The 24,425-nt window shown below is 66.8% G+C and carries 23 protein-coding genes; 13 read left to right on the forward strand and 10 right to left on the reverse strand.

All coding sequences use genetic code 11. The annotated features are described in order from the left end of the window. Positions 1 to 23: 23 nt before the first annotated feature. Complete coding sequence (locus AC07O0_RS27690) at positions 24 to 1,199, forward strand: amidohydrolase (RefSeq protein ID WP_494627656.1); 1,176 nt, start codon at positions 24 to 26, stop codon at positions 1,197 to 1,199. Further along, positions 1,196 to 2,326: an aminotransferase class I/II-fold pyridoxal phosphate-dependent enzyme gene (locus AC07O0_RS27695; RefSeq protein WP_494627658.1), complete on the forward strand. Its 1,131-nt coding sequence runs from the start codon at positions 1,196 to 1,198 to the stop codon at positions 2,324 to 2,326. Before AC07O0_RS27690 ends, AC07O0_RS27695 begins: the two co-directional genes overlap by 4 nt. A 2-nt stretch (positions 2,327 to 2,328) precedes the next feature. On the opposite strand, the gene AC07O0_RS27700 is transcribed toward AC07O0_RS27695, so the two are convergent. The 3 genes from AC07O0_RS27700 to AC07O0_RS27710 are packed head-to-tail and all read right to left on the reverse strand — an operon-like array spanning position 2,329 to position 3,792. Beyond that, the gene (locus AC07O0_RS27700; protein ID WP_494627660.1) at positions 2,329 to 2,631 is read right to left on the reverse strand and encodes a DUF6958 family protein; all 303 of its coding nucleotides are present in this window, start codon (positions 2,629 to 2,631) and stop codon (positions 2,329 to 2,331) included. Further along, positions 2,624 to 3,160, reverse strand: a complete 537-nt coding sequence (locus AC07O0_RS27705) for a GFA family protein (RefSeq protein WP_494627662.1) — start codon at positions 3,158 to 3,160, stop codon at positions 2,624 to 2,626. Before AC07O0_RS27705 ends, AC07O0_RS27700 begins: the two co-directional genes overlap by 8 nt. Then, the gene (locus AC07O0_RS27710; protein WP_494627664.1) at positions 3,157 to 3,792 is read right to left on the reverse strand and encodes a TetR/AcrR family transcriptional regulator; all 636 of its coding nucleotides are present in this window, start codon (positions 3,790 to 3,792) and stop codon (positions 3,157 to 3,159) included. The genes AC07O0_RS27705 and AC07O0_RS27710 overlap by 4 nt, the downstream gene beginning before the upstream one ends. A 108-nt stretch (positions 3,793 to 3,900) precedes the next feature. On the opposite strand from AC07O0_RS27710, the gene AC07O0_RS27715 reads away from it, so the two are divergent. Both AC07O0_RS27715 and AC07O0_RS27720 read left to right on the forward strand, forming a co-directional pair. After that, positions 3,901 to 4,491 (forward strand): ArsR/SmtB family transcription factor, encoded by a 591-nt coding sequence (locus AC07O0_RS27715; RefSeq protein WP_494627666.1) that lies wholly within the window; start codon positions 3,901 to 3,903, stop codon positions 4,489 to 4,491. Between the two features lie 13 nt (positions 4,492 to 4,504). Then, on the forward strand, positions 4,505 to 5,302 hold the full coding sequence (locus AC07O0_RS27720) for an SRPBCC family protein (protein WP_494627667.1): 798 nt from the start codon (positions 4,505 to 4,507) through the stop codon (positions 5,300 to 5,302). 9 nt (positions 5,303 to 5,311) lie between these two features. Here AC07O0_RS27720 and AC07O0_RS27725 read toward each other — a convergent pair whose 3' ends face one another. Beyond that, positions 5,312 to 6,181, reverse strand: a complete 870-nt coding sequence (locus tag AC07O0_RS27725) for a LysR substrate-binding domain-containing protein (RefSeq protein WP_494627669.1) — start codon at positions 6,179 to 6,181, stop codon at positions 5,312 to 5,314. Positions 6,182 to 6,312: 131 nt separating this feature from the next. On the opposite strand from AC07O0_RS27725, the gene AC07O0_RS27730 reads away from it, so the two are divergent. Both AC07O0_RS27730 and tam read left to right on the forward strand, forming a co-directional pair. Beyond that, complete coding sequence (locus AC07O0_RS27730) at positions 6,313 to 7,017, forward strand: SDR family oxidoreductase (RefSeq protein WP_494627670.1); 705 nt, start codon at positions 6,313 to 6,315, stop codon at positions 7,015 to 7,017. Between the two features lie 43 nt (positions 7,018 to 7,060). Next, positions 7,061 to 7,843 carry a trans-aconitate 2-methyltransferase gene (gene tam, locus AC07O0_RS27735; RefSeq protein ID WP_494627672.1) on the forward strand — a complete coding sequence of 261 codons (783 nt, stop codon included), beginning with the start codon at positions 7,061 to 7,063 and terminating at the stop codon, positions 7,841 to 7,843. Between the two features lie 10 nt (positions 7,844 to 7,853). On the opposite strand, the gene AC07O0_RS27740 is transcribed toward tam, so the two are convergent. From AC07O0_RS27740 to AC07O0_RS27765, 6 genes are all read right to left on the reverse strand, one after another. Beyond that, a complete protein-coding gene (locus AC07O0_RS27740) occupies positions 7,854 to 9,497 on the reverse strand; it encodes a Na+/H+ antiporter (protein ID WP_494627674.1) in 1,644 nt (547 codons plus the stop codon). Between the two features lie 97 nt (positions 9,498 to 9,594). Further along, on the reverse strand, positions 9,595 to 10,527 hold the full coding sequence (gene kce, locus AC07O0_RS27745) for a 3,5-dioxohexanoate:acetyl-CoA acetone transferase (RefSeq protein ID WP_494627676.1): 933 nt from the start codon (positions 10,525 to 10,527) through the stop codon (positions 9,595 to 9,597). 38 nt (positions 10,528 to 10,565) lie between these two features. After that, entirely contained in the window at positions 10,566 to 11,507 is a 942-nt protein-coding gene (locus AC07O0_RS27750) for a 3-hydroxyacyl-CoA dehydrogenase (protein WP_494627678.1), read from the reverse strand. 196 nt (positions 11,508 to 11,703) lie between these two features. Continuing rightward, positions 11,704 to 14,229: a branched-chain amino acid ABC transporter ATP-binding protein/permease gene (locus AC07O0_RS27755; RefSeq protein ID WP_494627680.1), complete on the reverse strand. Its 2,526-nt coding sequence runs from the start codon at positions 14,227 to 14,229 to the stop codon at positions 11,704 to 11,706. 7 nt (positions 14,230 to 14,236) lie between these two features. Beyond that, entirely contained in the window at positions 14,237 to 15,112 is an 876-nt protein-coding gene (locus AC07O0_RS27760; protein ID WP_092156502.1) for a branched-chain amino acid ABC transporter permease, read from the reverse strand. A gap of 178 nt (positions 15,113 to 15,290) precedes the next feature. Further along, positions 15,291 to 16,550, reverse strand: a complete 1,260-nt coding sequence (locus tag AC07O0_RS27765; protein ID WP_494627683.1) for an ABC transporter substrate-binding protein — start codon at positions 16,548 to 16,550, stop codon at positions 15,291 to 15,293. 192 nt (positions 16,551 to 16,742) lie between these two features. On the opposite strand from AC07O0_RS27765, the gene AC07O0_RS27770 reads away from it, so the two are divergent. From AC07O0_RS27770 to asnB, 7 genes are all read left to right on the forward strand, one after another. Beyond that, positions 16,743 to 17,429, forward strand: a complete 687-nt coding sequence (locus tag AC07O0_RS27770; protein WP_494627685.1) for a GntR family transcriptional regulator — start codon at positions 16,743 to 16,745, stop codon at positions 17,427 to 17,429. Positions 17,430 to 17,467: 38 nt separating this feature from the next. Then, complete coding sequence (locus AC07O0_RS27775) at positions 17,468 to 18,244, forward strand: SDR family oxidoreductase (RefSeq protein WP_494627687.1); 777 nt, start codon at positions 17,468 to 17,470, stop codon at positions 18,242 to 18,244. A 188-nt stretch (positions 18,245 to 18,432) separates the two neighbouring features. Next, positions 18,433 to 18,870: an SxtJ family membrane protein gene (locus AC07O0_RS27780; protein ID WP_494627688.1), complete on the forward strand. Its 438-nt coding sequence runs from the start codon at positions 18,433 to 18,435 to the stop codon at positions 18,868 to 18,870. A gap of 13 nt (positions 18,871 to 18,883) precedes the next feature. Then, entirely contained in the window at positions 18,884 to 19,033 is a 150-nt protein-coding gene (locus tag AC07O0_RS27785; RefSeq protein WP_494627690.1) for a DUF5989 family protein, read from the forward strand. Between the two features lie 14 nt (positions 19,034 to 19,047). Then, positions 19,048 to 20,880 carry a carbamoyltransferase family protein gene (locus AC07O0_RS27790; RefSeq protein WP_494627692.1) on the forward strand — a complete coding sequence of 611 codons (1,833 nt, stop codon included), beginning with the start codon at positions 19,048 to 19,050 and terminating at the stop codon, positions 20,878 to 20,880. 106 nt (positions 20,881 to 20,986) lie between these two features. After that, on the forward strand, positions 20,987 to 22,384 hold the full coding sequence (locus AC07O0_RS27795) for a DUF2793 domain-containing protein (protein ID WP_494627694.1): 1,398 nt from the start codon (positions 20,987 to 20,989) through the stop codon (positions 22,382 to 22,384). A 107-nt stretch (positions 22,385 to 22,491) separates the two neighbouring features. After that, positions 22,492 to 24,390 carry an asparagine synthase (glutamine-hydrolyzing) gene (gene asnB, locus AC07O0_RS27800; RefSeq protein WP_494627696.1) on the forward strand — a complete coding sequence of 633 codons (1,899 nt, stop codon included), beginning with the start codon at positions 22,492 to 22,494 and terminating at the stop codon, positions 24,388 to 24,390. Positions 24,391 to 24,425 lie beyond the last annotated feature (35 nt).

Raw genomic sequence — 24,425 nt, forward strand, 5'->3', positions numbered from 1 at the left:
TGAGATACGGACAGGAGAGAACCATGCTGCACAATGACCCCATCGCCAGGCTGACGCCAGAGGTCGTCGCCTGGCGCCATCACATCCACGCCAATCCCGAGCTCGGCTTCCAGGAAGTCGAGACCGCGCGCTTCGTCGCCGACAAGCTGCGTTCCTTCGGCCTCGCGGTGCAGGAGGGTATCGGCGGCACCGGCGTGGTCGGTACGCTGCGCTCGGGTTCCGGCAAGCGCGCCATCGGCCTGCGCGCCGAGCTCGATGCGCTGCCGGTGATCGAGCGCACCGGCCTGCCTTACGCCTCGAAAAAGGAGGGTGTGATGCATGCCTGCGGCCATGACGGCCACAGCGCCATGCTCCTGGGGGCGGCCAAGCTCCTCAGCGAGACCCCGGAGTTCGACGGCATCGTGCATTTCATCTTCCAGCCCGCCGAGGAGAACGAAGGCGGCAGCATGAAGATGATCGAGGCCGGGCTGTTCGAGCGCTTCCCGGTCGAGGCGGTCTATGCCGTGCACAACTGGCCGGGCGTGCCCTTCGGCACGATTGCGGCCCGCGCCGGGGCGCAGATGGCGGCGGTCGACAATTTCGAGCTGCGCTTCTCCGGACTTGGCGCCCATGTCGCGATGCCGCATCTCGGCGACGATCCGATCCTCGCTGCCGGGGCCTTCATCCAGAGCGTGCAGCGCATCGTCTCGCGCGCCGTCGATCCGCAGACGCCGATCGTCGTCAGCCTGACGCAGGTGCATGGCGGCAATGTCGGCAACATCGTGCCGAAGGAAGTCTGGCTGCAGGGCACCTGCCGCTTCTTCGATCCGGCGCTGTCCGATCGTTGCGAGGCGCTCATCGGCGAGATCGCGCAGGGCGTCGCCGCCTCGCATGGCGTCGGCGCGATGCTCGACTATAGGCGCGGCTATCCGCCGGTGATCAACACCGCCGAGACGGCGGCGCTGGCGGCGCGAGCAGCCGCTGCGGCGGTCGGGCCGGAGAATGTCATGGCCGAGTTCAAGCCGAGCCTGGGCTGTGAGGATTTCGCCTTCATGATCCGCGCCGCAGGCGGATGCTATGCCTGGATCGGCGCCGGCGATGTTGGTCCCGGCGAAGGCCTGCACGGCGACCGCTATGTCTTCAATGACGGCATCGTCCCGCATGTCCTGCGCTACTGGCAGAACCTCGTCGCCAGCGCGCTGCCGAAGGCTGCGCCATGAACGCGCATGTCCCAACCCGAAGGGTGATCGAGCGCCGCTGTGGCGGGCGCATCCTGCTCGACGGCATCGACACGATCATGCTCGGCGCCAACGATTATCTCGGGCTCTCGACCGATGAGCGCGTGCTGGCGGCGACCAACGAGGCCTTGCGGCTTTATGGCAGCGGGACCGGGATCTACCCGGTCTTCGCGACGACGCCTTTGCACGAGGCGCTGGCCGAGAACCTTGCCTCCTTCCTCGGTGTCGAGGCGGTGGCGCTGTTCTCCTCCGGCAGCAGCGCCAATGGCGGGGTGCTGACGACCTTGGTCGGGGCCGGCGACGTCATCATTTCCGACCGGCTGAACCATGCCAGCATCATCGATGGCTGTCGGCTGAGCCGGGCCGAGGTCGAGACCTATGAGAACCGCAATATCGCGGGCCTGCGGCGGGCGCTGGAGGGGACACGGCGGGCCAAGCGCCGGCTGATCGTCACCGACGGCATCTTCAGCATGGAGGGCGGCGCGGCGCCGCTCTCCGAAATCCAGGCGCTGGCGCGCGAATTCGACGCGCTGCTGATGATCGACGAGGCGCATGCGACCGGCGTGGTCGGGCCGGGCGGTACCGGCACGGCACCGCTCTGCGGGCTCGCCAATGGCGCGCACGACATGCTGCTGACCGGCTCGCTATCGAAGGCGCTGGGTGGGGCGAGTGGCGGCTTCGTCGCCGGGCCGCGCGCGCTGATCGAGACGCTGAAGGGCAAGTCGCGCAGCTGGATCTTCACCATGGGGATGACCACGGCGAACGCGGCGACGGCGCTGACGGCGCTGAAGATCTGCCGCGACGATCCTTCGCCCCGCGAGCGGCTCTGGCGCAACGTCGCTCACCTACGCGAGGCGCTGCGCTTCTATGCGCTCGCCTGCCATGACAGCGACAGCGCCATTACCGCGGTCAAGGTCGGCGGCGAGGAGCGGGCGCGGACGATGACCACGCGGCTGACCCGGGCCGGCGTCTTCGCCCCGGCGGTGTCCTTCCCGATCGTGGCACAGGGCGAGGCGCGCCTGCGTCTGCAGGTCAGCGCTGCGCATGAGACGGCCGAGCTCGACGAGGCGGCAGCGGCACTGGCGACGGCGTTCGCCGAGACGGGCTGAGGTCAGCTCGCAGCGAGCCGGTAGAGATGCACCGGCTTGCGCGGGGCGCGCTTGATCACGCCCTTCGCCTCGAGGTCAAGCTGGACCGCCTTCAGCCACCAGCCGGCCGTGGCGCCTTGCGGGAAGAGATCGTCCGGAAGAAGCGGCAATAGCGCTTCCTTGGCGTCCGGGACTGTCAGCCCGGGCGCCGCTTCCGGCAATGCCGCGAGCAGCGCCTTGCGCATCGCGAGGTACTTGGCGCGGTCGACCCGCTCGGATTTGCCGGGCTTGTTGACGTTTTCGATCTCGATCTTGTCGTCAGGCATCGATCGTCCCCGCTGTCGTGATCTTCGGGTTGCGGAAGCCCATGGCGATCCAGGCGCCGAGCAGCTTCAGGTAGAACGAGACCGTGTGGGTCTTGAGGTTCGGGATATCGGCCGGTAGGGCCGAGGCGTCGGGCAGGTCGCCGGCCATGGTCCGCAGTTCCGGCTTGGGCCGGGCGCCTTCAGGCCAGAGATGCGTGTAAAGGCTGAGCCAGTGCGCGCCCTTCATCTCCAGGAAGACTGGCGTATTGCAGCAGGTTGCGACGACGCGGCGCGAGCCGGCATCCGGCTTGAGCCGGAATTCGCGCAGGCTCTCCGTGCCCGTGACGATCTCGACCCTGTCCTTGCGGTATTCGGCTGATGGCGTCGCGCCATAGGCGGTGAGGATGTCGCTGCCACCCGGCAGTCTCGCCAGTCGGGCCGCGGCGGCCCGGCAGCTGTCGCACAGGCATTCGGAAACGAGGATCGGCGCTCCCCGCACCTTCAGCCGGGTATGGCCGCAGGCGCAACCGATCGTCATGGACTGGCTCATGCTGCGCGCTCCTCTGCAACGTGGAACAGGTGGCGGATATAGCGGTCGAGATGATCGAGGCTTTCGCGCGCCAGATCGGGATCGTTGCCGGCCTTGGCGAGGACGAAACCGCCCTGCAGCACAGCCTGGGTGTACCGGGCCAGGCTCGCGGCGGTCCAGTCGGCACGGATGCCGCGGTCGCGGCGGGCCTGCTCGATATCGGCCTCCAGCGTCACGGCATGGCCGAGGATGCTGCGGCCGCAGGCGTCGCGGATCTCCGGCGCGCTGGCATGGACCTCCTGCGCCAGCGTCCCGACCAGGCAAGTGAATTCGTAGATGTCGCCAGCGATGATCGCCTTGCGGAAGGCGACATAGGCAAGGACGCGATCGAGCGCGTCGGCAGGCTGGTGATAGGGCGCGGCCGCGAAGAAGGGCGTGACCTGCTCGGTCCAGAACTCGGCCGCGGCGACGCCGAGCGCCTCCTTGCTCGCGAAATGATGGAAAAAGGCGCCCTTGGTGACATCGGCCGCGCGACAGAGATCGTCGACGCTGGTGGCGGCGAAGCCCTTGGCCCGGATGACGTCCCGCGCCGCTTCGAGCAGGCGGGTGCGGGCATTGCCGCGTTCGGGGGATTGTTTGGTCGGCCTTGGCATGGTCAATACATACCATTCAGTTGGTATGTTGCAACCGGTTTCTTGCTGACGGCTGAAGAGGTGGTTCGACGCATTGACAAAAAATTTTGTCAATGCGAACTTTGAGGCATGCTCGACCTCGATGTCATCGACGATCCCGCCCGTGCCGCCGTGGCGCTCGATCCGGTCAAGCGGCGGATCTTGGCCGAACTCTCCGAGCCGGCTTCGGCCGCTGCGCTCGCGGGTCGGGTCGGGCTGACCCGCCAGAAGGTCAACTATCATTTGCGGGCGCTGGAAGAGCATCAGCTGGTCGCGCCGGCTGGCGAGCGGCACTGGGGCGGGCTGACCGAGCGCTTGCTGGTGGCGAGCGCCGCTTCCTTCGTCGTGTCGCCGGCGGCGCTGGGCTCGCTCGGCGCCGATCCGGAGCGCAACCGCGACCGGCTCTCGGCGAGCTATCTGATCGCGCTCGCGGCCAGGGTCGTGCGCGAGGTCGGGGCGCTCTGGCGCGAGGCGCGCCGGCAGGAGAAGCGGCTGGCAACGCTCTCGCTCGACAGCGTCATCCGCTTCCGCTCGGCGGCCGAGCGCGCCGCCTTCACCCGTGAGTTGAGCGAGGCCGTGGCCGGTCTCGCCGTCCGCTATCACGACGACAGCGCCCCGGGCGGGCGCTCGCACCGGCTCGTGGTCTGCGCCTATCCGGCGCCCGAGCCGAGCAATTCCTGAAAGGATCTGGATCATGCCGATCAAGAAGGACGGAACCGGCAAGCGCTGGGTCGAGATGGAGGTTCTCGTTCCCGGCACGCCCGAGCAGGTCTGGCAGGCGATGGCGACCGGGCCGGGTTACAACACCTGGTTCACGCGCACGACGATCGAGGAAAAGGTCGGCGGCAAGCTCAGCTTCAGCTTCGGGCCGGAGATGAGCTCGTCCGGCGAGATCAATCTGTGGGAGCCGCCGCATCGCTTCGGCTACACCGAATATGAATGGGGCGAGAAGGCCCCGCCGATCGCGACCGAGATCAGCATCACCAGCCGCTCCGGCGATCAATGCCTGGTCAGGATGGTGCATTCGCTGTTCGCCTCCAGTGACGACTGGGACGATCAGATGGAGGGGTTCGAGGGCGGCTGGCCCTTCTTCTTCGCGGTGCTGCGGCTCTATCTCACGCATTTCGCCGGGCAGAAGGGAGCCTGCTTCCAGGCGATGCAGGCGACCGAGGGTGAGCATCTTTCCGCCTGGAAGCAATTGACCGAGACGCTCGGCCTGTCCGGAGCCAATGTCGGTGAGCGCCGCGAATTCCTGGCCGCGCCGCAGGCCTTTTCGGGAATCGTCGAGCAGACCGAGCAGAGCCGGAAGCAGCGCCATGTCCTGCTGCGCTCCGATGACGGCGTCGCGCTGATCGGCAGCTATGGGATGGGCGACAAGGTCAATCTCAGCGCCTGCCTGTTCTTCTATGGCGATGATGCCGACAAGCGCGCCGCCGAGAACGAGCCGAAATGGCAGGGCTGGCTCAAGGACAACTTCGCGGCGGTTGGCTGAGCCTTCGCATCAGCCGCGTTGCGCCAACAGCCAGCTTCTGACCGCTGCCGTCTGCTCTGCATGCCGCGGCTTGCGGGCGCTGACGACATAGAAGTCGAGGCCGCCACGCATGCTGGCCTGGGTCGCCAGCGCGAGGCGGCCGGCGGCGAGGTCGGGCTCGACCAGAAAGCGGCTGGCGAGCGCGATGCCCTGGCCGGCGATTGCCGCGTCGATCGCGAGCGCCGTCTGGTTGAAGCGCGTGCTGCGGATCGCTAGCGGCATGGCGCGCCCCAGCGCGCGCTCGAAGAACTCCGGCCAGAGATCGTGCCCGTCGCGCAGCAGCGGCAGGCGCGCCAGCTCGTCCTCGCTGGGGCACAGGGCAGGCTGACAGATCGCGACGATCTCGTGCTCGAACAGCAGGTCGGCGGTCAGGCCGGGGCCGAAGGGCGGGCGGCCCTGGCGGATGGCGATGTCGACGCCATCGGACTGGAAATTCGCCAATGCGTCGCTGGCGAGGATGCTGAGTTCGAGCTGCGGATGGGCGGCGGTGAAGGCGGGCAGGCGTGGCACCAGCCATTTCGCCGCGAGGCTCGGCGTTGCGCTGATCGTCAATCGCAAGGGTTGCGGGCGCAGCGTGTCGGTCGCTTCGGCCAGCAGAGCGAAAGCGCGGGCGACATGGGTCGCATAGCTGCGGCCGGCGCTGGTCAAAGCGAGCAGGCGCGGCTGGCGTTCGAACAACTTCAGGCCGAGCTCGTTCTCGAGCCCGCGAACATGCTGCGCGACTGCGCCCTGGGTGACGCCGAGCTCATCGGCCGCGGCGCGGAAATTGAGATGCCGGGCCGCCGCCTCGAAGGCGCGCAGTGCATTGAGCGAGGGCAGGCGCTGCTGCGGTTCAGTCATGCAGTAGTTTTTCTATCGATATAACGTTGGCCAACTCGCTGGCGAGTTTATGCGGCTAATGCGAGAAAGGCGAGAACGAGCGGTGCGGTTGGCAGCGCCTGCACGCCCTTGGCAAACAGATGGAGCGTCCCATGGCAGGAGAAAAAGTCGCTATCGTTACCGCCGGCGGCAGCGGCATGGGCGCGGCCGCGGCGAAGCGGCTGGCGCAGGACGGGTTCAAGGTCGCGATCCTGTCGTCCTCCGGCAAGGGCGAGGCCCTGGCAAAGGAGCTCGGCGGGCTCGGCGCCACCGGCTCGAACCAGTCGAACGACGACCTGAAGCGACTGGTCGACCAGACTCTGGAGCGCTTCGGCCGCATCGACGTGCTGGTCAACAGCGCCGGCCACGGCCCGCGCGCGCCGATCACCGAGATCACCGACGAGCAATGGCATACCGGGCTCGACGTCTACTTGATGAACGTGATCCGGCCGACCCGGCTGGTCGCGCCGGTGATGGCGGCGCAGAAGTCGGGCGCGATCATCAACATTTCGACCGCCTGGGCTTTCGAGCCGGCCGCCAATTTCCCGACTTCGGCCGTGTTCCGTGCCGGGCTCGCAGCCTACACAAAACTCTTCGCCGACCAGTACGCGGCGCAGAACGTGCGCATGAACAATGTCCTGCCCGGCTGGATCGACTCGCTGCCGCAGCTTGATGAGCGCCGCGCCGGCGTGCCGATGCAGCGCTACGGCACCAGCGAGGAGATCGCCGCGACGATCGCCTTCCTCGCCTCGGACGGCGCCGGCTACATCACCGGCCAGAACCTGCGCGTCGATGGCGGCTTGATGCGCTCGCTCTAGAGGCGTAGGCCGTCGCTCCGATTGCAGAGACGGAGCGGCGGCGATGGCGGGCAAGGTTGACTGGGATGCGAACCAGTATCTGCGTTTCGAGGACGAGCGGACACGCCCGCCGCTCGACCTGATCCAGCGCATTCGCCTCACGGACCCGCAGCGCTGCATCGATCTCGGCTGCGGGCCGGGCAACAGCACCGAACTGGTCGCCGCCCGCTTTCCGGGGGCGGCGGTGGAAGGGCTCGATTCCTCGCCGGACATGCTGGAGAAGGCGCGCAAGCGCCTGCCGCAGCTCTCCTTCACGCTGGCCGATCTGGAGAGCTGGTCCGCGGATGGTCGCTACGACCTGATCTTCGCCAATGCGGCGCTGCAATGGATCCCCGATCACCCGGCTCTGTTCGCGCGATTGGCGAGTTCGCTGGCGCCTGGCGGTGTGCTCGCGGTGCAGATGCCCAACAATCTCAGCGAGCCCTCGCATGTCTCGATGGACAAGGCGGCGGCCGAGGGGCCGTGGGCCGGGCGCCTCGCCAATGCGCGGGCCTCGAAGGCGGTGATCGGCTCGTTCTCGGATTATCGGACATGGCTGATGGAGGCCGGCTGCCATGTCGACATCTGGCAGACGACCTATGTCCACGCGCTCGCCGGGCACGACGCGATCGTCGAATGGTTCAAGAGCACGGGCCTGAAGCCCTATATCGACCCGCTGCCGGCCGATGAGCGCGAGGCCTTCCTCGCCCTCTATCGCGAGAAGATTGCAGCCACCTATCCGGTCGAGCCGGACGGCAAGGTGCTGCTGCGCTTCCCGCGCCTGTTCATCCTGGCGGTGCGGGGATAAGCCCCGGCGACTAATGCGGTCCGGTCTTCGTCTCGGCCAGCACATCGTGCAGGACGAGTTCATGCGCCAGCGCGTTGAAGGTGGCGTCGTCGATCTCGCCGCTCTTGAGCAGGCCGCGCAGGGCCTCGCGCTCGGCCGCCAGGGCGGTGTGGCGCAAGGCGCTCTCGGCCCGCTGCAGCGCCACTGCTTCCTCGCGCGGCGTCTTGCCGTCGTCGAGCAGGGCGAGGCGGCGCCGATAGGTCGCGATCAAGCCCTCCGCCACTGCCTGGTCGACGGTGGCGGCGCCGTCGGTGCCGCCGCGATGGGCGACGCTTTCCAGACGAGCGATCGCGGCTTCGGTGGCGGTGATCCGCGCCCGCCGCATCTCGGTGGCGTGGGCAGCCCCCTGGCCGGCGGCGAGCCCGCGCACGAGCGGCGGCAGGCCGATGCTGGCGATCACCAGCCAGAGCAGGATCACGCCCGCGGCCAGGAAGATCGCGGCATCGCGCCCCGGAAAGGGCGAGCCATCAAGTGCGAGAACCGGCAATGACAGTACACCGGCGAGCGTGACGGCGCCGCGCACGCCGGCGATCGAACCGGCGAACCTCGTCCGCGCCGTGGTGCGGATCGGCGTGAGACGAAGACGCAGGACAATGGCGCGGCTCAACGCGATCGCGACGGTGATCCAGACAAAGCGCAGCAGGATCAGGCAGAGCGTCAGCGCGACGATGATGCCGAGCGGCTGCCAGAGCCAGTGCGTATCGATCAACGCTGGCGGGACGGTCCGGATGATCGCCGGCAATTGCAGGCCAAGCAGGACGAAGAGCGTACCGTTCAGGAGGAAGGCGAGCATCGTCCAGAAGGAGTGGGCGAGCATATAGGCGGAGACGCTGAGCTGGTTCGCGGTCCGCGTCCGCCCGACCGTCAGGCCTGCGACGACGGCGGCGAGCACGCCGGAGGCATGCACGGTTTCCGCCGCGAGGAAAGCGGCGAAGGGCAGGAGCATGATGACCAGAACCTGCGCCTCCGGCGCGATCCGGTCGAACTTCGCCAGCAGTTTCAACGCCCAGGAGACGACGATGACCGCGAGCAGGCCGGCTGCGATGCCGCCGGCGACAGCGAAGAGGAAGGCGAGCGAGGCCTGCCAGAGCGAGAAGCTGCCGGTCAGCGCCGCGGCGGTGGCGAAGCGGAAGATCACCAGCCCGGAGGCATCGTTAAGCAGCGATTCCCCTTCCAGCACGTGTATCAGGTCCTTTGGCACGCTCTCCTTGTCGACGATGGAAGAGACCGCGACAGCGTCGGTCGGCGAGAGCACGGCGGCGAATGCGAAGGCGACCGGCAACGGCATGGTCGGCACCAGCCAGTGCAAAGCGAGGCCACAGAAGAGGGTGGTGAAGAAGACGAGGCCGAAGGCCAGCGACAGGATCGGCCGCATCAGCCGGCGATATTCGCGCTTCGGCGCCTCCCAGGCATCGGCGAAGAGCAGCGGAGCGATGAAGAGCAGGAGGAAGAGCTCGGGCTCGATATGAGGATGGAAGCCGGCCGTCGGCCAGGCCAAGGCGGCGCCGAGCGCGATTTGGACGATCGGCAGCGGGACGACCCTGAGCAGCCGGGTCAGTGGCTGCGAGGCCACCACAGCGATGACAAGGATCAGGATGAAGGTGAAGATCTGCATCGGTTCCGCGGCCGGCCCGGTTCGCTTGGGGTCGGCCGCGAGGTTTATCGTCCGGCCTCCGATGAGCCAAGCTCACCGGAGGCCGGTGCAAGCAATTTCAGAATGCGACCTTGTCGGCGCCCTTGAGCTGGAGCTGCTCGCGGGCATCGTCGGGCGTTGCGACCTCGAGGCCGAGGCCCTCGATGATCTTGCGCGCGGCCTTGACCTGGTCGGCGTTCGACTTGGCGAGCTGGCCGGGACCGAGCCAGAGCGAATCCTCGAGGCCGACGCGCAGGTTGCCGCCCATCGAGACCGCCATCGCCGCGATCGGCAATTGATGACGGCCGGCGCCGAGCACCGACCAGTGATAGTCGTCGCCGAAGAGCCGGTCGGCGGTGCGCTTCATATGGGCGACGTCCTCGGGATGCGGGCCGATGCCGCCGAGCAGGCCGAAGACCGACTGGACGAAGAAGGGCGGCTTCACCAGCCCGCGGTCGACGAAATGGGCCAGTGTGTAGAGGTGGCCGATATCGTAGCACTCGATCTCGAAGCGCGTGCCGTTTTCGGCGCAGGTCGTCAGGATGTTCTCGATGTCCTTGAAGGTGTTCTTGAAGACGCGGTCGTTGGAGCCTTCGAGATAGGGCCGCTCCCAGTCGTGCTTGAACTCCTTGAAGCGGTTCAGCATCGGGTAGAGCCCGAAATTCATCGAGCCCATGTTGAGCGAGGCGACCTCGGGCTTGAAATGCGCGCAGGGCTTCAACCGCTCCTCGACCAGCATGGTCGGGGCGCCGCCGGTGGTGATGTTGATGACGCAGTTCGAGCGCTGCTTGATCACCTTGAGGAAGGGCTCGAAGGCCTCCGGCGACTGGTCGGGCTGGCCGGTGACCGGGTTGCGGGCATGGACATGGACCAGCGCCGCGCCGGCTTCGGCTGCGCCGACGGCCGCGTCGATGATCTCGTCGGGCGTCACCGGCAGATAGGGCGACATCGACGGCGTGTGGATCGCGCCGGTGACGGCGCAGGTGATGATGACTTTGCGGTTCTTGGCCATGCGATCTAAATCCTTCGCTGATCCCTAATCTTCGAAACTCACGCCGGCTTGCGCTTTGCCGCGCGCTTATGCGCCTGCAGGGCGGCGAGGCGGCTGTCGCGCCAGTCGCTGAGGCGCTTGACGCGGCCGGCTTCCTGCGCGCCGCGCCATTCGCGCATCACCTCGGCGACCGTCTCGGGCTTGAACGGATTGCCGAGCCCCTCCGAGGATTTGACCATGCGGTCGAGCGACTGCGAATAGCGCGAACAATAGTCGGGGATCCCGCCCGGCGCATTGAGCTCGATCGTCTCGAAGGGCCCCATGAACGACCAGCGCAGGCCGAGCCCGTCGCGGATGGTCTTGTCGACGTCCTCGGCACTGGCGACGCCCTCGCCGACGAGGCGGAAGGCCTCGGCCAGCAGCACCGCCTGCAGGCGGTTGAGCACGAAGCCGGGCTTCTCCTTGCGCAGCATGATCGCGACCTGGCCGGCCTGCTCATAGATGCGCTTCGCCTTGGCGACGATCTTGGGATCGGTCCAGGGCGCTGGCGCCAGCTCGACGATCGGCACCAGATGCGGCGGGTTGACAGGATGGGCGACGAGGCAGCGGGCGCGACCCTTCAGCTCTTCCGAGAAGGTCGAGGCCATGATGAAGGAGGTCGAGGAGGCCAAGATCGCGGAGGCCGGCGCGAGCGCGTCCATCTGCGCGAAGAGCTCGCGCTTGGCCTCGACCGTTTCCGGCCCGTTCTCCTGGACCAGCGCGACACCCTTCAGCGCGTCGGCGAGGTCCTTGGCGACGCGGATGCGGGCGAGCGAGCCCGCGGGATCGTCGACGAGGCCATGGCCGGCGAGCTCCTTCAGGTTCTTGCCGATATGGATGCGGGCGGCCTTGGCGGCTTCCGGCTTGACGTCATGCAGCGCGACCTCGAAGCCATGGCTGGCGAAGACGGTGGCCCAGGCGCGGCCGATCAGGCCCGAGCCGACGATGGCGATCTTGGTCATGCGGGAACATCCACAGTCAGACGAGCGGGAACCACGCCGTCATTCCGGGGCACGCCGGAGGCGTGAACCCGGAACCCATAACCACAAGTGGGCATGGGCAAGGCGCGACAATGGTGGCGATTCTTCCGGAACCGGCAACGGTTATGGGTTCCGGGCTCTTCGCTGCGCGAAGCCCCGGAAAGACGGGGGATGCTCATCACAGCCACAGCACCTGCCGCCGCAGCGCAAGGTCCTGGCTCAGCGCCCGCGACGGGCCGATATGGGTGACCTGGCCGCGCTCGAGCACGACGGTGCGGTCGGAGAGGGCCAGCGCCAGGTCGAGATGGTGATCGACGATGACGATGGCGATCTCCTTGCGCAGCTTGTCGAAGGCCTCGAACAATTCCTCGACCACCGCCGGTGCCAGGCCCTCGAAGGGCTCGTCGAGCAGGAGCACCTTGGTGTCGCCGGAGAGGGCGCGCGCCACCGCGACCATCTGCTGCTCGCCGCCGGAGAGATAGTCGGCCGGCGACTGCCAGCGTTCCTTGATGCGTGGGAAGAAGGCGAAGATCTTCTCGTCCTCCCAATGCGTGCCATTGCCGGTGCGCCGGCGCAGGCGGCCGAGCTCCATATTGTCCTTGACGCTCATGCCTGCAAAGAGGCCGCGCCCCTGCGGGACGTAGGCCACGCCGGCGCGGGCGATCTGGGCCGGCGGCAGGCGGGCGATGTCGTCGCCGGCGAGGCTGATCGTGCCTGAAGCGGGCGGGGCGATGCCGGTGATGGTCTTGAGCAGGGTCGACTTGCCGGCGCCGTTGCGGCCGAGCAAAGCGACGATCTCGTTCTCGTGCACGCCGAAGCTGACATCACGCAGGATGTGGCTCTTGCCGTAGAAGGTATCGACTTTGTCGAGGCCGAGCAGGACCTTGTCGCCGGCGGCGCTCTCGCGCGGCTTCTCGGCCAGCGCATGGGCGCCGGAGCCGATATAGACCTCCTGCACCTTGGGCGAGGAGCGGGCGTCCTCGACCGTGCCGTCGACCAGCACCGAGCCCTCGTTCATCACCGTGACATGGTCGGCGATGGCGAAGACGCGGTCGATGTCGTGCTCGACCAGCAGCACCGGCAGATCGGTCGAGATCGACTTGATCAGGTTGCCGACGCGCTCGCGTTCGGCTGCGGCGAGACCGGCGAGCGGCTCGTCGAGGAGGAGCACGCGCGGACTGGTGGCGAGGGCAAGCGACATGTCGAGCAGGCGCTGGCCGCCATAGCTGAGCGAGCCGGCTTCGGCCTGTTCGATGCCGGAGAGGCCCATGGTCGAGATGACCTGGCGGGTCTCGTCGTTGACCTGATCGAGGCCGCCGGCTGCCTGCCAAAGCCCGAAGCGCTCCGGCGCCCGCGCCTGCACGGCGAGCCGGACATTCTCGGCGACGGAGAGCGCCGGGAAGAGGTTGGTGATCTGGAAGGCGCGGCCGATGCCCGCCCGGGTGATCGCCTCGGGCGAGAGGCCGGCGACATTGCGCTCGCGCAGGCGGACTTCGCCGCGATCGGGCGTGAACATGCCGGAGATCAGGTTGAAGGCGGTGGTCTTGCCGGCGCCGTTCGGGCCGATCAGCGCATGCAATTTGCGATCGCGCATGGTGATGTCGACGTTCTCGACCGCCTTGATGCCGCCGAAGCTCTTGGCGATGCCGGTCGCGGTCAGGATCGTGCCATCGCTGGCATCTCCGGGCTTCATGAAGGCGGGAAGCTCGACCGCGCCGGCCTTGCGGGCCGACATCGCTGCATCTTCAGTCGCCTGCTTGCGGAAGGGCTTCAGCAGGCGCTGGCCGACGCCGACGAGGCCATCCGGCGAGAAGACGATGAAGGCGACGAAGAGCAGGCCGAACCAGAACAGCCAGTTCTCGGTGACGCTGGAGAGCAGGTCGCGGAAGACGACGAAGAAGAGCGCGCCGAGCGCTGGGCCGAGGAAGGAGCGCATGCCGCCGATCACCACCATCGCCAGCAACTCGCCGGAGAAGGCGACCGAGATCGGCTCGGCCGAAGTCATGCGGTTGTTGAAGAGGAGGAGCGTGCCGGCAAGGCCTGTCAGCGCCGCCGAGACGGTGAAGGCGACGAGCTTGTAGCGGGTGGTGGCATAGCCGAGGAAGCGGGCGCGCTGCTCGTTCTCGCGGATCGCGACGAGGACAGTGCCGACCGGCGAGCGATGGAAACGCCAGAGGCCGTAGACCACGGCGAAGCCGATCGTCGCGACGAGCATGTAGAAAGGCAGGGCGATCTCGAAATCGATGCCGGCGAAGAGCGGGCGCTTGATGCCGCCGAGACCATCCTCGCCGCCGGTGACCGAGGTCCAGCGGAAGGCGACCGAATAGATCATGGCGGCGAGCGCTAGGGTCAGCAGCGAGAAATAGACGCCGCGGCGGCGCAGGATCAGCGCGCCGAAGGCGAAAGCGATCAGGGCGACGAGCGCGACCGCGAGCAGGATCGGCAAGGCGAACTGGCCGGGCAGCCAGTTGCGTTGGATCAGGCCGGCGGCATAGGCGGCAATACCGAACCAGGCGCCGTGACCGAAGGAGACCAGGCCGGTGGTGCCGACCAGCACGTTGAGGGCCATGCAGGCGATGGCGAAGACCACGACTTCGGTGGCCGAGGTCGTGCCGAGCCCGACCGCATGCATCAGCGAGGGCAGGATCGCGAGGCCGAGGGCGGCGAGGACGAGCGGGAGGTAGTCGCGCTGGGAGCTGGTCATGTCGGCCTCACTCGAAGCGCTGGATGCGCTCGCCGAACAGGCCGCGCGGACGGAAGAGCAGGACGAGCAGCATCATCAGGTAGATCACCGCGGTCGACCATTGCGTCAGGCCGAGGCCAATGGTGATGCCCTTGACCAGGCCGACCATCAGCGCGGCGACGACGACGCCCCAGAAGGAACCGAGACCGCCGATGACGACGACGACGAAGGCGGGGGTAATGATCTCCTGGCCCATGGCGGGATGGATCGAATAGATCGGTGCCAGCAGCACGCCGGCGAGGCCGGCAAGGCCGATGCCGATGCCGGCGACCGTCATCATGTAGGGCTGCAGCGAGATGCCGAGCGCGCCGACCATGTCGGGGTTCTGCACGCCGGCGCGGACGACCCGGCCGAAGGCGGTGCGCTGCAGCAGGAACCAGAGGCCGAGCACGCAGGCGGCGGCGATCAGGATCAGCAGGGCGCGATAGCGCGAATAGATGAAGTCGCCGATGAAGAGCTGGCCGCGCAAGGCGGGCGGGATCGAGAAGGAGAGCGGCGGCGCGCCGAAGATCATGCGTAGCGACTGCTCGGCGACCATGGCGAGGCCGAAGGTCAGCAGCAGCGAGAGGATCGGGTCGGAGCGGTAGAAGCGCTGGAACAGCCCGCGCTCGATGACGATGCCGATCAGCGCGACCAGCACGGGCGAGGCGATGATGGCGCCACCGAAGCCGATATGGGGGGCGAGCACGATCGTGAGATAGGCGCCGATCGCATAGAAGGCGCCATGCGCCAGGTTGACGATGCCGCCGAGCGAGAAGATCAGCGACAGGCCGAGCGCGATCAGGAGGTAATAGACCCCGTCGAGCAGCCCGTTCAGCACCTGCTGGATGAAGAGGGTGAGCAAGGGATGGCCTTTGTCCGGTTTCTGTCAGCGGCTTGAGGGGCGCGGGAGCCCTCTCCCGGAACGGGGGAGGGTTGGGAGGGGGCAGAGCCGACGCCGGTCAGATGTGGCGCTAAGCCCCCTCTCCACCTCTCCCCCGTTCCGGGAGAGAGGGCCTGTCGCGGTTCCGGCGCCTGTCGCCTCAGCTCATCTTGCAGACGGCTTCGTCGCCCTGGGTGGCGATCACCTCCATGTCCTCGTTCGGGCCGGGCACTGGCGGCGAGGAGGTGAAGAGGTCCCACTGGTTCTTGACCTGTGCCGCTGGCAAGGCGGTGATCGTGTACATCTCGCTGATCAGCTGGTGGTCGGAAGCGCGGAAATAGCCCTGGCGCGGCTTCATCACGTCGAACTTCGCGCCCTTCTCGAGATGCTCGAGGATCTTGGCGGTGTCGGTCGACTTCAGCTCGTTCATCGACTGGGCCATGACCTTGACGCCGACATAGTCGCCCCAGGCCTGGTTCTCCGGCGGCTTGCCGTATTTCTTGGTGAAGGCGGCGACGAAGGCCTTGGTCGAGGGCGTGTCGATCAGGTGATGCCAGACGCAGGGCCAGATGCCACCGAAATTGTCCTTGCCGGCGGCCCAGGCGAGGGCGGTGTCGAAGCCGAAGCCGGCGACCGGGAAGGTCAGGCCGAACTCGGAATACTGCTTGAGGAAATTGGTGATCTGGTTGCCGGCGAGATTGGAGATGACGAGATCGGGCTTGGCGGCGCGGATTTCGAGGAGCAGCGCCGAGAAGTCGGTCGCGTCGGTCGGCACCAGCTTGTCGGCGGCGAACTGGCCGCCATTGGCCTCCATGAAGCGCTTGGCGACCTTGCTGAGGTCATGGCCGAAGGCGTAGTCGGCGGTGAGCGAGAACCACTTCTTGCCCTTGACCAGCCCCTGCGCCAGCAGCGAGCGGCCGGCGCTCTTCACATACATCGAGTTCTGGTGCTCGACATGGAACATGTAGCGGTTGCAGCTCTCGCCGCGCAGCGCGTCGGAATTGCCGCCGGTATTGAGGAACAGCGTCTTGTTGCGGGCGGCGACCTGCGAGATCGTCAGGCAGGAGGCCGACGAGATCTCGCCGATGATACAGGCGACCTTGTCGCGCTCGATCATGCGCTCGGCCTTGGTCGAGGCAGTCTGCGGATTGACCGAGTCTTCCTTGAGCAGTTCGAGCTTGCGGCCGTTGATGCCGCCGGCAGCGTTGATCTCTTCGGCGGCGAGATCGGCGGCCATCACGCCGTATTCGCCGAGCGGACCGAGGAAGCCGGTGCGCGGCGTCAGGTGCCCGAAGCGGATCGCATCGGCGCTCTGTGCGAGGATGACCGCCGGGCTGGCGACGAGGCCGGTGGCCGTCGCGCCGAGCCCGACGAGCGTCTGACGACGCGAGAGGCCCTTGATCCTTGACTGCTCTGACATTCCGTTCCTCCCAGAACTCTCCCGCGCTCTTCGGCGTCGGATCGTGTGGATCGTCTTCTTCACTCTGCGGTCTCGAACCGCTTGTCGTGATCTGTGATCACAGTTAGGTTGGCAGACATGATTGCCCGAGTCCAGCCCTCAGATGTGCCGCAAGCGCGGTCCGCTTCCTCAGCCCTGGGGAAGGTGGGCGAGGTGTCGGCGCTCGACGAGGTCGGCTCGCTCCAGCACGAGACGCTGGGCGAGCGCGTCACCGGCGAACTCAGGGCGCTGCTGATCGCCGGGCGATTGGCGCCGGGTGAGAAGCTCTCGCTGCGCCGTGTCGCCGAGGCGCTCGGCGTCTCGATGATGCCGGTACGCGAGGCGGTCAGCCGGCTCGCTGCCGACAAGGCGCTGGAGGTCCTGCCCGGCCGCGCGGTGCGAGTGCCGGTGCTGACGCTGGCGCAGTTCCGCGAGCTGACCCGGATCAGGCTGGTGGTCGAAGGCTTTGCGGCCGAGGAGGCGACGAAGGTCATCAGCGACGCGCAGATCGCCGTGGTTGCCCAGCATGAGGCGGCGTTCCTGGCGGCGGCGAAGGACCCGCCGGACCCGGCCGCTGCGGTCGGCGCTAATCGCGACCTGCATTTCGCGCTTTACGAGGCGGCCGGCATGCCGTCGCTGATCGAGATGATCTCCCGGCTCTGGCTGAAAGCCGGGCCGATCCTCAATCTCGACATGCGGCACGAGCCGCGTCGGCTCGACGGTGGCAGCGCCGTCGTCGCGCATGCCCAGTTGCTGGCGGCCTTGCGGCGGCGCGATCCGGCGGCGGCGCGGCAGGCGCTGGTCGAGGACATCAGCGCCGCGGCCGAGCATATCGAACGGACGGCGCGGCTGGCGGAGTAGGCGGTCGGCCTGAGAACGAAGGACAAGGGACGGAAACGATGGATCTGACGATCAAGGGATTGCGCGTGCTGGTGACGGCGGGCGCCAATGGCATCGGCCGGGCGACGGCGCGCGCTTTCGCAGCGGAGGGCGCCAAGGTCCATATCTGCGACGTCGACGAGAAGGCGCTCGCCGAGATGGCTGAGAGCGATCCTGCGATCACGCGCTCGGTCTGCGACGTTTCCGACCGCAAGGCGGTGGCGCGGCTGTTCGAGGAGGCGCTTGCCGCGCTGGGCGGGCTCGATTGCCTCGTCAACAATGCCGGCATCGCCGGGCCGACCGGGCGTGTCGACGAGATCGCGCCGGAGGACTGGGATTCCTGCGTCGCCATCGACCTGACCGGCCAATTCAACTGCACTCGGCTCGCCGTCGAGCACCTCAAGCAGTCGAAAAATGCCTCGATCGTCAATCTTTCCAGCCAGGCCGGCAAGCACGGCTTCCCGCTGCGCTCGCCCTATGCGGCGGCGAAATGGGGCGTGATCGGCTTCACCAAGGCGCTCTCGGCCGAGCTCGGCGAATTCGGCATCCGGGCGAACGCGATCTGCCCCGGCCTGGTGGATGGGCCGCGCATCCAGAGCGTGATCGCCAACAAGGCGCGCTCGCTCAACGTCTCGCATGACGAGATGACGGGCCGGCTCTTTGCCGGCGTCTCGATCAAGCAGTTCGTCGATCCCAACGACATCGCCAAGCAGATCGTCTTCCTGGCCTCGCCCTTCGCCAAGACGATCTCCGGCCAGGAGATCTCGGTCTGCGGCGATACGCGGATGCTGAGCTGAGGGGCGTTGGCGATTCGTCATGCTCGGCCCTGTGCCGAGCATCCACGTCTTGAGCACCGCCCTCGATCCACGAAGACGTGGATGGTCGGGACGAGCCCGACCATGACGAGAAGCGTCTTGCGACCTGCTCGCCCTCGACCTTCCCCCTTTAATCGCCTAGAGGATGCCGCCTGAACAGGAGCGGCGGCTTGTCGAAGGGCGTCCATCACGAATTTCAGGCCGGGGGCGGCCATGACGACCACGAAGGATCGAGCGATCGCTCCTTCGGCTTCGTCTTCGCGGCCGTTTTCGCGCTGATCGGCCTCTACAATGCCTGGCACCACGGCCGGGCCTGGCCCTGGCTGGCGCTGGTCTCTGCCGGCTTCCTCGCGGTCGCCTTGATCCGGCCGGCGGTGCTGGCGCCGCTGAACCGGCTCTGGATGAAGTTCGGCCTGCTCCTGGCCATGATCATCAACCCGATCGTGCTCGGCATCCTGTTCTTCCTCGTCTTCACGCCGATGGCTTTCATCGCCCGGCTGGTCGGCAAGGACTTCCTGCGGCTGAAGAAGCAGCCGGAGGCGAAAAGCTACTGGATCGTCCGCGATCCGCCGGGGCCGGAGCCGGTCTCGATGAAAGACCAGTTCTGACGGGATTGCTGCGATGTCGTTCCTGCGCGAGTTCTTCCGCTTCATGGCGGCGCGAAAGAAGTTCTGGCTGGTGCCGATCCTCTTGATGTGCATGCTGCTCGGCGGCCTGCTGTTCCTGACCAAGGGCAGCGCGATCGCGCCCTTCATCTACACGCTGTTCTGAACGCAGCGGCCACGATGCGCATTCTCGGGATATCGGGACTCTACCATGACAGCGCGGCGGCGCTGGTCGTCGACGGGCGCATCGAGGCGGCAGCGCAGGAGGAGCGCTTCACCCGGCGGAAGCATGACGCCGATTTCCCCAAGCACGCGGTCGAGTACTGCCTCTCGATCGCCGGCTGCGGGCTGGATCAGCTCGACGCGGTCGTCTTCTACGACAAGCCCTTCATCAAGTTCGAGCGTCTGCTCGAGACCTATCTCTCCTTCGCGCCGCGCGGCTTCACTTCGTTCCGCATGGCGATGCCACTCTGGTTGCGCGAAAAACTGTTTCAGAAGCAGATCATTGCCAAGGAGCTGAAGAAACTCAGCCCCGGCTTCGATGTCGAGAAGCTGCTCTTCACCGAGCATCACCTGTCGCATGCGGCGTCCGCCTTCTATCCCTCGCCCTTCGAGGAGGCGGCGGTGCTGACCATGGATGGGGTCGGCGAGTGGGCGACCATGACGCTCGCCATCGGCAGGGGCAGTGACCTCAAGGTCCACAAGGAGCTGCATTTTCCGCATTCGCTCGGGCTGCTCTACTCCGCCGTGACCTATTACATCGGCTTCAAGGTCAATTCCGGCGAGTACAAGGTGATGGGGCTTGCGCCTTATGGCGAGCCGCGTTTCGCCAAGCTGATGCTGGAGAAGCTGGTCGACCTGAAGGAGGACGGTTCCTTTCAGCTCGACCAGAGCTATTTCAACTATGGCGTCGGCCTGACCATGACCAACGACAGGTTCGCCGCGCTGTTCGGCGAGCCGGTGCGTGGCCCCGAGCAATTGCTGACTCAGTTCCACATGGATATGGCGGCCTCGATCCAGGCGGTGACCGAGGAGATCGTGCTCCGGCTCGCGCGCTCGATCCGCGCCGAGACCGGGCAGAAGAACCTCTGTCTCGCCGGCGGCGTTGCGCTCAACTGTGTCGCCAATGGCAAGCTCCTGCGCGAAGGCCTTTTTGACGGGCTCTGGATCCAGCCGGCGGCCGGTGATGCAGGCGGGGCGTTGGGGGCAGCGCTCGCTGGCTATCACCTCTTTCACGGCAAGCCGCGCGAGGTGCCCGCCAAGGGCGACGCGATGCGCGGCAGCTATCTCGGGCCGGAGTTCTCGCCGGCTGAGATCGAGGCCGAGCTGACGGCAGCCGGGGCGAAATTCACGGCGATGGACGAGGCCACCCTGATCGAGGCAACCGCCCAAGGCCTCGCCGATGGCAAGGCGGTCGGCTGGATGCAGGGGCGGATGGAGTTCGGGCCACGCGCGCTCGGCGGTCGCTCGATCCTCGGCGATCCGCGCTCGCCGGCGATGCAGAAGACGCTCAATCTCAAGGTGAAATACCGCGAGAGCTTCCGGCCGTTCGCGCCCTCGGTGCTGCGCGAGGACGTCGCCGACTGGTTCGAGCACGACGGTGATTCGCCTTATATGCTGCTCGTCGCCGATGTGCGCGAGGGGCTGCGGCGCGAGATGACTGAGGAGGAGAAGGCTCTCTTCGGCATCGACAAGCTGAACGTGCCGCGCTCGACCATCCCCGCCGTCACCCATGTCGACTATTCGGCCCGCATCCAGACGGTCCATGCCGAGACCAATCCGCGCTATCACCAGCTGATCTCGCGCTTCAAGGCCCTGACCGGCTGCCCGGTGGTGGTCAATACCTCGTTCAATGTCCGCGGCGAGCCGATGGTCTGCACGCCGGGCGACGCCTTCCGCTGCTTCATGGGCTCGGAGATCGAGCTGCTCGTCGTCGGCAATTGCCTGCTGCGGAAAGAGGATCAGGATCCGGCGCTTAAGCTCGACTACAAGGACGCGTTCGAGCTCGATTGAGCTGAAACGGGGATAGATCGGCAATCAATCCCCGCTGCTTTCGGAGCCCGCATAATCGGCCCGCACGGTGCGCCTCCTGCGTGCCGCTTTGACCTTGCGAGGCTCCATGAGCGAAACGCCGCGTCTTGGCCTGCCCCTGCTCGCCGCCGGGCAGGCGCAGAAACACGTCACCCACAATGATGCGCTGATGCGGCTCGACGCGCTGGTGCATCTCGTCGTCGCGAGCCGGACGCAGACCGTGCCGCCGGCATCGCTGGGCGAAACCGCCGCCTACATCGTTCCAGCTGGTGGCACCGGCGTCTTTGCCGGCCATCAGGACGATCTCGCCATCTTCGAGGACGGCGCCTGGAGTTTCCTCGATCCGCGTGCCGGCTGGCAGGCTTGGGTGAGCGACGAGGCCGAGCACCATGTCTGGACCGGCACGCAATGGCGCCGTTCGCAGCCGGAGAGCAGCCTCGGCGCCGAGCTCTGGGGCGTGAACACGGCCGCCGATACGACGAACCGGCTCGCCGTCTCGGCCGATGCCAGCCTGTTCAACCATGCCGGCACCGATCATCGCCTCAAGCTCAACAAGGCGAGCGCGGCGCGCACCGCGAGCCTCCTCTTCCAGGACAACTGGTCCGGCCGGGCCGAGATCGGGCTCGCCGGCGACGACCAACTCCGGGTCAAGGTCAGTCCTGACGGCGTGAGCTGGATCGAGGCGCTGGTTGTCGATCGGACAAGCGGACTGGTCGCTCTGCCAGCGAGTTCGTGGGCGCGCGAGACGCCGCAGCCGAACCTGCTGATCAATGGCGACTTCCAGATCAACCAGCGCAATTTCGCCGGCGGCGCGCTGGCGGCGGGCGTCTATGGCCATGATCGCTGGAAGGCGCATAGCGGTGGCGCCAATCTCGGCCGCAGCGGCTTCGATCTGACGTTGGCGTCGGGGGCGATCGTGCAGGTTCTCGAGCCGGAGCTGTGGGGGCTGTCCTCGTTTGCTCAGCTGCCGCTTTGCCTGTCGGTTGGAGATCTCAGCGGTGGATCGCTGGCGGTCACGATCGGCAGTGTCTCGGGGACGATCACGGCCGGGGCAGGCCGTCGTTCGGTGGTGCTGACACCAGCGATCGGCGACAGCGGCAATCTGGCGGTTCGGCTAGCGCCGTCCGCGGGGAGCGTCAGTTTCCGCAGGATCAAGCTCGAATTCGGTGACGACGCCACGCCGTGGCTCGCCCGCAGTGCCACGCAGGAACGCCAGCTCTGCGAGCGCTATTACTGGCGACCAGACACCCCGCTGTTCCTCGACTGCTATCATGTGGCGGGCGGCTATATGCGGCAGTTGCTGACCTTTCCAACGGCAATGCGTGTCACGCCGACAGCAAGTTTCTCCGTTACCTCGGAAAGCAATGTCTTGGAACGGGTAATCACCCCTCATTCCGGTAGCGCAGCGCTCGTCTCGATCCGCGCTTCGACCACCGGCAATGCCTATACCAATTTCACCAATATTACCTTCAGCGCCGAACTCTGACAGACTTGGCTGCACACACCACAGGACAGCCAGCCCATGCCGGGCTTTTGCCCGGAAGTTCCCTCGGATAAGAGGAGCGCTCCTTCGCTGCGGAGAATGCTCGGCCGATGTGCGGTCTTTTTGGTTCTGTCGGTTTCGAGCCCGAGCGCGCCCGCATCGACATCGTTGCGCATCGCGGGCCAGATGGCAGCGGATGGCAAGTCTTCCAGAGTCCGGTTGGCCCGGTTGCGCTGGGCCATCGCCGCCTCGCGATCATCGACGTGTCCGATGCCGGCCTGCAGCCGATGGCGGATGGGTCGGGCCGTTACCAGCTCGTCTTCAATGGTGAGATCTACAACTATATCGAGCTGCGCGAGGAGATGCGGGCGAAGGGCGAGGTCTTCGCCAGCGAATCCGATTCCGAGGTGCTGCTGCGCGCCTACATGCTCTGGGGCGAGGAGGCGTTGCCGCGTCTGCGCGGGATGTTCGCCTTCCTGATCTGGGACGATCGCGACAAAAGGCTGTTCGCCGCTCGCGACCGCTATGGCATCAAGCCGCTGTATTATGCCGCGACGCCACGCGGCGTCGCCTTCGGCTCCGAGATCAAGCAATTGCTCGGACTGCCCGGCATCTCTGGCCGGATGAACATCGCCCGTGTGCATGATTTCCTTGCTTCGGGGGTCTCCGACCACACCTCCGAGACGATGTTCGAAGGCGTCGTCCAGCTCCGCGGTGGTGAATGCGTCACGATCGACGCCAGCCGCGACGGCGCACTCGCCGTGCCGATCCGGCGCTGGTACCCGGCGACGGCGGGCGAGATCGTGATCAGCGAGGCCGAGGCGGCCGAACGCTTCCGGGAGATGTTGACGGACGCGGTGAAGCTGCATCTGCGCTCGGATGTGCCGGTTGGCTCCTGCTTGTCAGGTGGGCTCGATTCTTCCAGCATCGTCTGCCTGATGTCGCAGATGATGGGCTCGGGGGCCGGCGGCTCCCAGGTCAATACCGTCTCGGCCTGCTATACCGAAAAGAGCGTCGACGAAAAGCCGTTCATGGATGCGGTGGTAGCGCAGGCGCACACGCAACCGCATTTCATCTTCCCGAAGCCGGAGGAGGTGTTCGCGCGTGCCTCCGACATCACCTGGCACCAGGACGAGCCCTTCGGCTCGACCTCGATCTTCGCGCAATGGTGCGTGTTCGAGGAGGCGCGCCGCGTCGGCGTCAAGGTGATGCTGGACGGGCAGGGCGCCGACGAGCAGCTCGGCGGCTATCATTTTGGCTTCTCCTTCCATCTGGCCGGCCTGATTCGGCAGCTGCGGCTGGCCGAGGCGCTGCGCACGATGCAGGAACGGCAGGGCTGGCATGGCGCGGCGATCACACAACAGCTCAAGCACGCGCTGATCCCGCTGCTTCCGGCGGGGCTTGCCGGCAGGCTGCGCAATCGGCACCGGGCGCTGACCCAGCATGACTGGCTCGGCGGCGAGTTGCTGCACGCGCAGGGGGCGAGCGAAACCGCCCTCGAGCGTGCCGGCGCCGAGCTCGGCCTGCCGCCGGTCAGCGATCTGCGCACGCTGTGCATGAACCTGACCTATGGCTCGAATCTGTCGATGCTGCTGCATTGGGAGGATCGCAACTCGATGGCGCATGCGATCGAGGCGCGCGTGCCATTCCTCGACCATCCGCTGGTCGAGTTCAGCCTGGCGCTTGGCAACGACCACAAGATTGTCGGCGGCGACACCAAACGGGTTCTGCGGCGGGCAATGGAGGCGATCCTGCCGCCGGCGGTCCTGCAGCGGCGCGACAAGCTCGGCTTCGCCACCCCGGAGCAGGCCTGGTTTCGCGGTCCGCTGAAAGGAATGATGGCCGAGGGGATCGAGGCGACGCTTGCGCGCTATCCCGGGTTGTTCAATGCCAATGGTGTGCGTGCGCTTGCAACCGACATGCTCGAAGGCCGCAAGCCGGTCGATTTCCTGCTCTGGCGGATCGTCAATCTCGGCATCTGGGGCGAACGATTCGGCGTAGGGGTCTGACCCAGCCGCCAGGAAAGCTTGGGTCGTTCCATCGG

The sequence above is a fragment of the Allobosea sp. GW821-FHT10B12 genome (genome assembly GCF_059415545.1).

Coding starts and splice junctions, on each gene's coding strand:
- AC07O0_RS27765 (WP_494627683.1), bottom strand. CDS start 16,550: ATGTCAGAGCAGTCAAGGATCAAGGGCCTCTCGCGTCGTCAGACGCTC.
- kce (WP_494627676.1), bottom strand. CDS start 10,527: ATGGCCAAGAACCGCAAAGTCATCATCACCTGCGCCGTCACCGGCGCG.
- AC07O0_RS27700 (WP_494627660.1), bottom strand. CDS start 2,631: ATGCCTGACGACAAGATCGAGATCGAAAACGTCAACAAGCCCGGCAAA.
- AC07O0_RS27730 (WP_494627670.1), top strand. CDS start 6,313: ATGGCAGGAGAAAAAGTCGCTATCGTTACCGCCGGCGGCAGCGGCATG.
- AC07O0_RS27750 (WP_494627678.1), bottom strand. CDS start 11,507: ATGACCAAGATCGCCATCGTCGGCTCGGGCCTGATCGGCCGCGCCTGG.
- tam (WP_494627672.1), top strand. CDS start 7,061: ATGGCGGGCAAGGTTGACTGGGATGCGAACCAGTATCTGCGTTTCGAG.
- AC07O0_RS27690 (WP_494627656.1), top strand. CDS start 24: ATGCTGCACAATGACCCCATCGCCAGGCTGACGCCAGAGGTCGTCGCC.
- AC07O0_RS27795 (WP_494627694.1), top strand. CDS start 20,987: ATGAGCGAAACGCCGCGTCTTGGCCTGCCCCTGCTCGCCGCCGGGCAG.
- AC07O0_RS27695 (WP_494627658.1), top strand. CDS start 1,196: ATGAACGCGCATGTCCCAACCCGAAGGGTGATCGAGCGCCGCTGTGGC.
- AC07O0_RS27710 (WP_494627664.1), bottom strand. CDS start 3,792: ATGCCAAGGCCGACCAAACAATCCCCCGAACGCGGCAATGCCCGCACC.
- AC07O0_RS27725 (WP_494627669.1), bottom strand. CDS start 6,181: ATGACTGAACCGCAGCAGCGCCTGCCCTCGCTCAATGCACTGCGCGCC.
- AC07O0_RS27755 (WP_494627680.1), bottom strand. CDS start 14,229: ATGACCAGCTCCCAGCGCGACTACCTCCCGCTCGTCCTCGCCGCCCTC.
- AC07O0_RS27705 (WP_494627662.1), bottom strand. CDS start 3,160: ATGAGCCAGTCCATGACGATCGGTTGCGCCTGCGGCCATACCCGGCTG.
- AC07O0_RS27740 (WP_494627674.1), bottom strand. CDS start 9,497: ATGCAGATCTTCACCTTCATCCTGATCCTTGTCATCGCTGTGGTGGCC.
- AC07O0_RS27715 (WP_494627666.1), top strand. CDS start 3,901: ATGCTCGACCTCGATGTCATCGACGATCCCGCCCGTGCCGCCGTGGCG.
- AC07O0_RS27790 (WP_494627692.1), top strand. CDS start 19,048: ATGCGCATTCTCGGGATATCGGGACTCTACCATGACAGCGCGGCGGCG.
- asnB (WP_494627696.1), top strand. CDS start 22,492: ATGTGCGGTCTTTTTGGTTCTGTCGGTTTCGAGCCCGAGCGCGCCCGC.
- AC07O0_RS27785 (WP_494627690.1), top strand. CDS start 18,884: ATGTCGTTCCTGCGCGAGTTCTTCCGCTTCATGGCGGCGCGAAAGAAG.
- AC07O0_RS27775 (WP_494627687.1), top strand. CDS start 17,468: ATGGATCTGACGATCAAGGGATTGCGCGTGCTGGTGACGGCGGGCGCC.
- AC07O0_RS27720 (WP_494627667.1), top strand. CDS start 4,505: ATGCCGATCAAGAAGGACGGAACCGGCAAGCGCTGGGTCGAGATGGAG.